This window comes from Streptomyces sp. NPDC005533, assembly GCF_042871845.1.
Lineage (GTDB): Bacteria > Actinomycetota > Actinomycetes > Streptomycetales > Streptomycetaceae > Streptomyces.
The window spans coordinates 287,749-296,194 of sequence record NZ_JBIAJH010000004.1; the positions used below are offsets into that span (position 1 = coordinate 287,749).

An 8,446-nucleotide genomic window follows, 5' to 3' on the forward strand; every position below is an offset into this window, starting at 1 on the left:
CAAACCCCCCCCACCCCGCCCGGCCCCAAATGGCTGCTCCCTAGCGGGGTTTTGGCCCCGCCCCCCCCCCCCCCCCCCCCCCCGCGCGCCCGGGGGCGGGCGGCGAGGGGCGGTCGGGAGCAAGGGGCAGAACGCGGGCCCACCCTCCCGCATACACCTGTTCGGCGTCCGATATGTGCTCGAATCGGTGTAGGGGCCGCGCATGACTGCTGTCGAAACACTCGCGGCCGCCGCGAGGACTCCTGGCAGACCCCGGAAGAACACGCTCGCGACCCGAGGGACCAGGAGCATCCCCACGCGTGAACCGGCCGGGCCCCTCCGCCGGCCCCGGCCGGCGACCGGGCGGACGAGCCCGGCCGTCAGCCGTGTTCCGGGGGCTCGGAGGGGGGCGTTGCGGTGTGGTCCGGATGGTGGTGGGTGCGGCGCACGGTTTTGAGGTGGGCCTCCAGGAGGTGGCCCCGCCCACCGGCGATCTCGTCGACGATGTCCCGTTCCACTGCCGTGAAGGGCTGGTAGTAGGTGGAGTTGTAGGCCTCGACGATCTGGAACGTCCAGTGACCCGGGATGACGTTGCGGCCCACGATCTCACGCTCCACCCGGTCGGCCTGCTCCTCGTGCCCCGCCTCGCGCAGGAGCCGGGCCGCGTCGCCGAGCTCGAAGTCCGCGGTCCCGGTCAGCTGGTGGAACCCGTACAGGTGACCGCGAGCCCGCTCCGCGGTTTCCAGCGCCTTCGACAGCGCGCCCAGGGCCCGCACCGTCTTCTCGTCCACACCGTCCGGAACCTGGTGTGCCGGATCCATCTCCTCATTGCTGTTCATGGAGGATGTTCTGCCCGTAGGACGCTTCGCCTGTCGAGAGGTGGGGCCAAGCGGAGTAAGAACGCGTGCCTGAGCGTGGTAACGAAGGGCCACGAGGTCGAGGCGACCGACGGCACGGGGTCAGCCGCCCTCGAAGCCGAGGACCTCGGCCAACGCGGCCTCCTGCTCCTCCACATCCCCCGCACTCCTGGCGATCACCGCGTACCGCCACGAGCGGCCATCGGGCGGCGCGTCCGCGTACAGCACCACGCCCTCACCGCGATCCGGGTCGAACGCGAGGCGGGAGGCGCGCAGCCGTGCGAGGGCCCCGTCGAAGTCCATGGGGCTGCGGGTCCGGCCCTTCGCCACCGACCACGCCGGTGGCGGCGCGGCCGAGCCCGCAGTCAGCCGGGTGACCATGGCGTAGGGAGTGGTGGTGGCCGTACGGCGGATGTTGCTCTCGCTCGCGTACGCGAGGCCGGCCGTGTCCACCAGGGCGTCGAGCCCGAAAGGCCCGACGTAGCCGTGGTCGGCCAGGTGGCGGCCCAGGGACGTCCCCCATTCCTCCAGCACGTCGGCCACGTGCGCACCGGAAGGCGGCAGCGGAGAGGCGTACCCCGTGAAGGAGCCCTGGACCGTACGCATCGCACCGCTGAAGAGCGCGTGTACCCCGGAGGCGGCCACCTCCATCTGGACACTCACCGACTCGCCCACGTCGAGGCACTCCTCCACCACCCACAGGCCCTCGGGCCCGCCGACGGTGTCGAGCAGCAGGCTCGCCTCGCCCCTCAGGTCGTCGCGTGACACGAAGCGCATTCCGTGCCCTCCGGCCGAACGGTCGGGCTTCACCACCACACGCTCGTGTTCCCGCAGGAGTTCGCGCGCCACGCGCTCCACCTCCGGGCGACGGCACATCCGCCCCGCGGGCAGCCGCATGCCCAGTTGACCTGCCGTCTCACGGAAGCCGGTCTTCGTGTTGAGCAGCATGGTCATCCGCAGCGCCACCTCGGCGGCGTCGACCGTCGGGTACGGGTGCACCGCGATGCCGATGTCCCGTGCGAAGGCGATCGCCGACGCGTCGAGCGCCGTCGGCAGCAGCGCCGCTCCCCGGTCACCCGCGAGCGCCCGGACGTGCTCCACGAGGCCGGCCTCGCGCACCGCGCGCGCCAGCGGGACGGCGCCGGCGGGCGGTACCTCGACGACGGCCACCGATTCCGGGGGCACCCCCGTCAGGTCGTACACGTACCGCAGGAACTCCGGGCTGAGCGGCACGGGAGTGACGAACACGTCGCCCGGCCGGAGCAGCCACGCCTTCCGCGGCGCCTGCTGGGCCCACGTCGTCAGGATCTGACCTTCGTCGAGATCCACCGCCAGATCGGAGAGGAAATTCGCGAACACCACGATCGGGCCGGTCTCGGTCAACGCTCTGCTCCTCTGGTCGCCGTGGGGGCCGTCCACGGGCAGTGTGCGATCACCTGCTCGGCCCCTGTCAGGGAAAAGGTTCCCAGGCCTCGGGGCCGGCCCCGCGCCACTCCACGAAGTCGGGGTCGGTGAGGTCGACGTCCTCGGCGTTCTCCAGCCCGGCCGCCGCGAGGAAGGCTCGGACATCGGCCAGGCGGTGTGCCACTCCGATGGCGACGCCGTCGTAGCGGACACGGCGCCACCCCTGCTGGTCGGGCGGGTAGACGATCAGCTTGGCGGCCATGGGCCCAGCCTCTGCCGCACCCGGCGCATCGGCACCCCTTCGCGTCCGAACGGATGAATCTCACCGCCGACGGTACGGCGCGCGGCCGCGCCGGCGCCGGGACCGCGTACCGCGACCGTCGTGGGCGAAGCAGGCCCGGCCCGGCGTCTCGCTGCGTACTCGATGCTGCCCGGCACCTCCGCACCGGCCACGTGACGGGCCGCCACCGCATTGCCGAGGAATCCTGGCAGGGGTGGGCGATCCTGTACCTGAGGTTCGGGCGGAAGATGACCCGGTCCGGCATCGGCGCCGAGCTGAGCATCAGCCAGATGCCGTCCTCGCACCTACTGATCCGCGTCCTGACCAGACTGCCCACGTGCAGGTCGCCGCGTGTTTCGCGGCGCCGTCCGTGCCCGCTACCCAGCCGGTGATGAGATATGAGCCCCTTGATCCCCCAGGACCCCGAGACGCTCAAGCAGCACCTCGCCCGCGAGGTCAGAGCCTTGCGGGAGGCCGCCCGTCACGAGGCCGGCGTCCGCCTCGACGACGGCCCGGCACCGGCCGGGGTACCACCGGCGGACGAGGGCGAGGACCTCTGCTCCTGCGGTACCGCAGGGCCCGGGCACGGCTGCGGCGACGAGGGCGAGGGACACGACCCGTGGGCGTGCATCTGCGCGACCCTGCCCGCCATCCCCTTGTCGGCCGCGCTGTTCACGCCGGTGCGCGACGAGACCGGGCGGACGGCCGACTTCACGGTCAAGGCCGGCAACCACGTGCGCGCGGCCGAGTGGCTGGAGGCTCCTGACCGCCAGATCGGCCGGCGGCTGCTCGAAGTCCAGCCCGGGGCCGCGGTCGGCGGACTCGTCGGAGCCCTGGACACCGTCCTGAGCACCGGTCGCGCCCTGAAGGGGTACGCCCTGGACTACACGGAGCAGCGCAGCGACGGCCTGCACCGCACGAAGCTGCTGTACGACGCCGCGTCCTGTGGTGGCCGGGTACTGGCGACGTGGCGGGCCGCCCACAACCGGATGGAACTGCTCTCGCTCGACGCGCAGTACATCGCGTCCATGGGCTGGGGCACGTGGGACCTGCTGTCCGGCGAGGTCACCTGGTCGGAGGGACTGTCCTCGATCTTCCGCAACGATCCGTCCCGGCCTCTGTCGCTCGCCGAGCTGTGCGACACGGTCCTGCTGGACGACGTACCGCGCTTCGGAAAGTTCCTGCTCGCCCTGATCGACGGCGAGGAACCGTCGGGGACCGAGATCCGCTTCAGCGTACTGGGAGAGGTGCGCACCCTTCACCTGGTCGGACATCCCGTGATCGCGACCGACGGGCTTCCCTGGTCGATGCACGTCATCGCGCGCGACCTGACGTCCCAGGTACGCAGTCGGCAGCGGCTCGCCGCCACGCGGAGGCAGTCCGACCGGCTGCGGCAGGAGGCGGCCGCCGAGCGGCGGGTCGCCGGCGCCCTGCGGGAGGCCCTTCTGCCCACGCACTCCGCCGAACTCGCCCAGGCGGGTTTGTCCCTGGCGGCCGCGTACATGCCGGCCGAGACGGACGCCGCGGTGGGCGGGGACTGGTACAAGTGCCGCTCGCTGCCGGACGGACGGATCCTGCTCGCCATCGGCGACGCCTGCGGCCACGGGCTGAGCGCGGTCGCCCGGATGGCGCAGCAGCGGCATGCCCTCGCGGGCCTCGCCCACTCCCCCGGCGCCCATGCCGGCCAGTTGACCACCTGGCTCAACGAGCTGCTGTGCGCCGACCCGGCCGCCGAGACCGCAACCGGGATCATCGGGCACATCGACCAGGAGAAGCGGTTCCGCTGGGCGTGCGCGGGCCATCCGGCGCCCCTGCTGCTGCGCGGGGGGACGGCTTCGGTGCTGGACACGGAGCACCGGGGCCCCCTCTTCGGGCTCCTGCCCGGGCACGAGTACGAGACCGCGACCACAGACCTCCTCCCCGGCGATCTCCTGCTGCTCTACACCGACGGCATGGTCGAGCGCCGGGGCGAGGACATCGCGGACAGCATCGACACCCTGCGCAAGGTGCTGAGGGGCTGTGGTGGGCTCGGCCCCCAGGACACCCTCGACCGGATCATGGACGCGTACACGCCCGAGCAGCACGAGGACGACACCTGCCTGGTAGCCCTGGGCGTCCACTGACACCCGACCCCGCTCGCCTTTCAGGGGCAGGGCCCGCAGAGCGCGAGCCGCAGGCCTCATGCCGGTTCCCGGGGACTGGGGGCGGGCACGGGCGGCTTGGCGGCCCTTGCCGCACACGTCGCCGAGGAAGAAGGCGAAGCGTGTGGCGTCTATGGGGAAGACGTCGTAGAAGTCGCCGCCGAGCCGGTCGGGCGAGGCGGTGCGGTAGTGCGCGGCACCCTCCATACCGGGAATGGCCGGCAACGTGTCGGGCAGCAGCGATGACTGCAGCACTGCGAGGGCGTCCTGGAGGCGGGCCCGGTCAGCTTCGGCCTGCCGGTGTGCGTCCTCGGCGGCTTTGCGGGCGCGCAGGAGTCCCACTTCGTAGGCGCGGCGGTCGCAGGCGTCGAAGAGGGTGGTGCGGATGAGCAGCGGCTCGCCCATTGCCCCGTGCCGACCCCCGCGTCGCTCTGGCGGCGCCGGCGACGCTGCGCGAGGTCCGCGAACAGCTCGCCGGCTGGGAGAGCGGCCTGATCGAGACCGCCCGCGGGCAGGGCGCGAGCTGGGCCGAGCCGGCAGGCCCGCTCGGGGTCGCCAGCCGCCACGCCGCCGAACGCCGCTACCTGCGGCTGCGCCCGGGCGCGGCCGGGAGCACCGGCGAGCAGCGCGTCCAGGCCACCCGCGACACACGCGCCGCCGACCGCACGGTGACCGCCTGGGCCCGTGCCCACGCGGCAGACCTCCGCCGCCTCGCCGCCCAGGTCACCGCACTGACCGGTCTCCCCGCCGGCTCCGAGGGCGCCCTCGGCGATCTGAATCTGGCCCTCGCCGACAATGACGCCGCCCGCCTCGTCCGTCCTCTGGCGGACACCCGTGACCACCTGCGGCCCGAGGACGCCGAGCTCGCGGAACGCATCGACGCCCTGACCCGGCACACCGGCCAGCTCCGCCAGGACACCCACGACCAGCGAAGCACCTGACACGCCCCTCCCCCGAACCCTCGACCGGACCACGGGCCTCGGGGGCGGCGGTCAGGTCCCTCGGCCGTGGCGGGGCCGCAGGCCGCCCGGCCTGCGGCCCCGCCCGAGCATCGGGGTCAGGACGGGTCGCCGTACTGGAGGCCCCGTCCGTTGGTCCCGACGTACACGCGGCCGAAGACGTCGGGGTCGCCGGTGATGACGGCGGTGCCGCCGATGCCGCCCCACTGGTGGGCGTCGTCGTTGACGCGGAGCCAGGTGGCGCCCTTGTCGGTGGAGCGGAAGACGCCGGTGACGTCCTTGACGGTGCCGATCAGGTACAGGGCCTGGTAGGGGGCGCCCGGTGCGGCCTTGCCGAAGCCGAGGGCGGAGGCGGACTGCACCGTGGTGAGCGTGGTGAAGGTGTGGCCGCCGTCGGTGGAGTGCAGCAGGCCCTTGCCGTGGCCGGAGATCCACAGGTCCCCGGCGACGCCGGGGACGGCCGTGAGCCGGCCGGCGGGCAGGCCGCCGACGCGGGCGGTGAAGGTCGCGCCGCCGTCGGTGCTGGCGTAGAGCTTGCCGTCGGACAGGGAGTAGAAGGTATTGGCCGAGGAGCGGTCGGCGACGACCACGGCGTCGGTGCCCACGCCGCTGACCTTCGACCAGCTCGCCCCCTTGTCGGTCGAGCGGTACGGGGACTGGCCGGCCTGGGTCCAGACGATGGTGGAGCCGTCCGCCGAGAGCGCGACACGGCCGTCCCGGGCGCCGGCCACCGGCTCTGACTTGAAACCGTTCCAGGTGCTGCCGCCGTCGGTGGAGTAGGCGCCGTCCTGCTCGCCGCCACTGCCGACGCGGACCATCGTCGAGGGGTGGGACTGGGCGAAGTCGATGTCGGTGCTGTTGCTCATCATCGGGTTCTTCAGCCGCCCGGCAGACACCTCGGTCAGGGAGTCGTGGCGGAAACCTCCTTGGTCGCCCATGGCGGTGACGACGCTGGCGCCGCCGGGCGGCGCGATCGCGTCCATCAGCGCGGTCTCCTCCAGCCCGCGGGCCCCCGCGGTCCAGTGGCTGGTGCCGCCGCTGTCGGTGGCGTTGGCGTCCTTGCTGCGCCAGATGCCGTTGCCGGTGCCGTACAGCACGTGCCCGGAGCTGAAGGGGTCGATGGCCAGGGCAGTCATCCAGTGCCCGGTGTGGGTGCCGACGTAAGGAGCGGCGGAGGCCTCCCGCACCGACTTGTCGGCCAGTGCCTTCCAGGTCCCACCGCCGTCGGTGGTCCGGTAGATCTCGTCCTCGGGCCACCAACGATCGAGGGTGGTGACCATCACCGTGGACGGCTTCTGCGGGTCGACGGCCAGACCGGAGAACCCGTAGTTGCCCTGGGACGGGGAGATGTTCTTCCACGCCCCGCCGGACGGCGTGTACTTCCACACCGAGCCCGCCGTCGCGTCCATGGGGCCGATGCTGTTGCTGTAGGTCAGGTACAGCGAGCCGTCACCGGAGACCACGCCGTGCTGCGGCATCTGGCCGGTGGGCTGCCCGGAGACGGCCTGCCAGGTGCTGCCGCCGTCGGTGGAGCGGTACAGGGAAGTGGACCTGTCGTTGACGCCGACGTAGACCGTGTTGCTGCCGGCCGGGCCGTACGTCACGAAGGAGATGCCCGCGCCGCTGCTCGCCCCGTCCTTGACGGGGAACGAGGAGACCTGGTTCCAGGTCGCGCCGTGGTCGGTGCTGCGCCACAGGCCGTTCTTGCGGGTGCCCAGCAGCAGGGTACCGGGGTCCGAGGGGTTGACCACGAGGCGTTCGCCCGCCCCGCGGCCGGGCTCGTTGGCGCCCAGCTTGAAGGGCAGATCGGTGCGCTGGAAGGTGCGGCCGCGGTCGGTGGAGCGCAGGATCGCGGCGTTGCCGGCCCACTCGTTGGTGTAAGTGCCCGCTCCGAGGTAGAGCCGGTCCGGGTCGACGGGGTCGGTGGCCAGCGAATCGATGCCCAGCAGGTTCCAGTCCTTCTCGCCGAGCCAGTCGGTCAGCGGGATCCACTGCTCGGCCGAGCTGTCCCAGCGGTAGGCGCCGCCCATGTCGGTCCGCGCGTACAGCAAGCCCTTCTCCCGCGGGTTGAACACCAGCCCGGTGACGTAACCACCGCCCACCACCTGGGCGTTTCGCCACGTGTACGGTCCGGACCCGGGCGCCTGGCTCTCGGCCGTCCGCACCAGCTTCCACTGCTGGTTGGTGCTGCCGTGGCCGCCGTACTGGATGACTGCCGCGCCGTCGGCCGCGGAGCCTCCGGAGACGTCCAGGACCTGGCCGCTCCTGCGGGAGGTGAGGACGACGGCGTCGGAACCGCTCACGTCGTCGATCCGCCATTCCTGGGAGGTGGAGGAGCTGTCGGTCTGCTGCTCGGCGGCGGCCGCCTGAGCGGTCGAGTCGCCCGCTATGCCCAGTACTTTGCCGCTGTTGCGGTTCACCAGCTCGTAGTAGCCGTCCCCGGTGGGTCGCAGCTTCCACTGCTGGTTGGCGGTGTTCTGGTCGGTCCACTGCTGGATGCGGGTTCCGTCGGCGGTGGAGAAGGCGTTGACGTCCAGCGCCTTGCCGCTGCGTACGGAGACCAGCCGGTAGTAGGCGTTGCCGTCGACCGTCGCGGCCTGCGAGTCCTCCTGCACGAACAGGAGATACGGCCCGAGGACGGCGGGCACACCGAGCAGCAGACCGGTCGCGGTCCAACGACGGCGGTGACGCCCGCGGCGCCCACCGTTCGTGGGGTTCTTCATGGGGGTGTTCCATACCTTTCTTCGTGGGTTGATTCGGGTCATTCGTAAGATCGGGACACCCAGGGGAGTCGGGTGTGGCTGGCATGGGGTAGCCGCTGTTGTG

6 protein-coding genes and 1 pseudogene are annotated in these 8,446 nt (G+C 72.2%); 2 read left to right on the forward strand and 5 right to left on the reverse strand.

Going from position 1 to position 8,446, the window contains the following annotated elements; genetic code table 11:
* Positions 1-359: 359 nt before the first annotated feature.
* The 3 genes from ACFYP3_RS06395 to ACFYP3_RS06405 all read right to left on the reverse strand — a co-directional run bounded on the left by ACFYP3_RS06395 (position 360) and on the right by ACFYP3_RS06405 (position 2,502).
* Positions 360-818 carry a hypothetical protein gene (locus ACFYP3_RS06395; protein WP_388827623.1) on the reverse strand — a complete coding sequence of 153 codons (459 nt, stop codon included), beginning with the start codon at positions 816-818 and terminating at the stop codon, positions 360-362.
* A gap of 120 nt (positions 819-938) precedes the next feature.
* Complete coding sequence (locus ACFYP3_RS06400) at positions 939-2,219, reverse strand: peptide ligase PGM1-related protein (protein ID WP_388827626.1); 1,281 nt, start codon at positions 2,217-2,219, stop codon at positions 939-941.
* A 67-nt stretch (positions 2,220-2,286) separates the two neighbouring features.
* Complete coding sequence (locus ACFYP3_RS06405; protein ID WP_388827629.1) at positions 2,287-2,502, reverse strand: hypothetical protein; 216 nt, start codon at positions 2,500-2,502, stop codon at positions 2,287-2,289.
* Between the two features lie 416 nt (positions 2,503-2,918).
* On the opposite strand from ACFYP3_RS06405, the gene ACFYP3_RS06410 reads away from it, so the two are divergent.
* Positions 2,919-4,643, forward strand: coding sequence for a PP2C family protein-serine/threonine phosphatase (locus ACFYP3_RS06410; RefSeq protein ID WP_388827632.1), 1,725 nt, complete (start codon positions 2,919-2,921; stop codon positions 4,641-4,643).
* Positions 4,644-4,733: 90 nt separating this feature from the next.
* On the opposite strand, the pseudogene ACFYP3_RS06415 reads toward ACFYP3_RS06410, so the two are convergent.
* A pseudogene (locus tag ACFYP3_RS06415) lies at positions 4,734-5,078 on the reverse strand (PP2C family protein-serine/threonine phosphatase); the annotation flags it as partial.
* Here ACFYP3_RS06415 and ACFYP3_RS06420 point away from each other — a divergent pair.
* Positions 5,066-5,602, forward strand: a complete 537-nt coding sequence (locus tag ACFYP3_RS06420; protein ID WP_388827635.1) for an HSP18 transcriptional regulator — start codon at positions 5,066-5,068, stop codon at positions 5,600-5,602. The pseudogene ACFYP3_RS06415 and the gene ACFYP3_RS06420 sit on opposite strands and share 13 nt — an antisense overlap.
* A 116-nt stretch (positions 5,603-5,718) precedes the next feature.
* On the opposite strand, the gene ACFYP3_RS06425 is transcribed toward ACFYP3_RS06420, so the two are convergent.
* A complete protein-coding gene (locus ACFYP3_RS06425; RefSeq protein WP_388827638.1) occupies positions 5,719-8,343 on the reverse strand; it encodes an RICIN domain-containing protein in 2,625 nt (874 codons plus the stop codon).
* Positions 8,344-8,446 lie beyond the last annotated feature (103 nt).

What these genes read in the sequence shown, in the direction of transcription:
- ACFYP3_RS06395 (WP_388827623.1), bottom strand. Translation starts at nt 818, where the DNA reads ATGAACAGCAATGAGGAGATGGATCCGGCACACCAGGTTCCGGACGGT.
- ACFYP3_RS06405 (WP_388827629.1), bottom strand. Translation starts at nt 2,502, where the DNA reads ATGGCCGCCAAGCTGATCGTCTACCCGCCCGACCAGCAGGGGTGGCGC.
- ACFYP3_RS06410 (WP_388827632.1), top strand. Translation starts at nt 2,919, where the DNA reads ATGAGCCCCTTGATCCCCCAGGACCCCGAGACGCTCAAGCAGCACCTC.
- ACFYP3_RS06425 (WP_388827638.1), bottom strand. Translation starts at nt 8,343, where the DNA reads ATGAAGAACCCCACGAACGGTGGGCGCCGCGGGCGTCACCGCCGTCGT.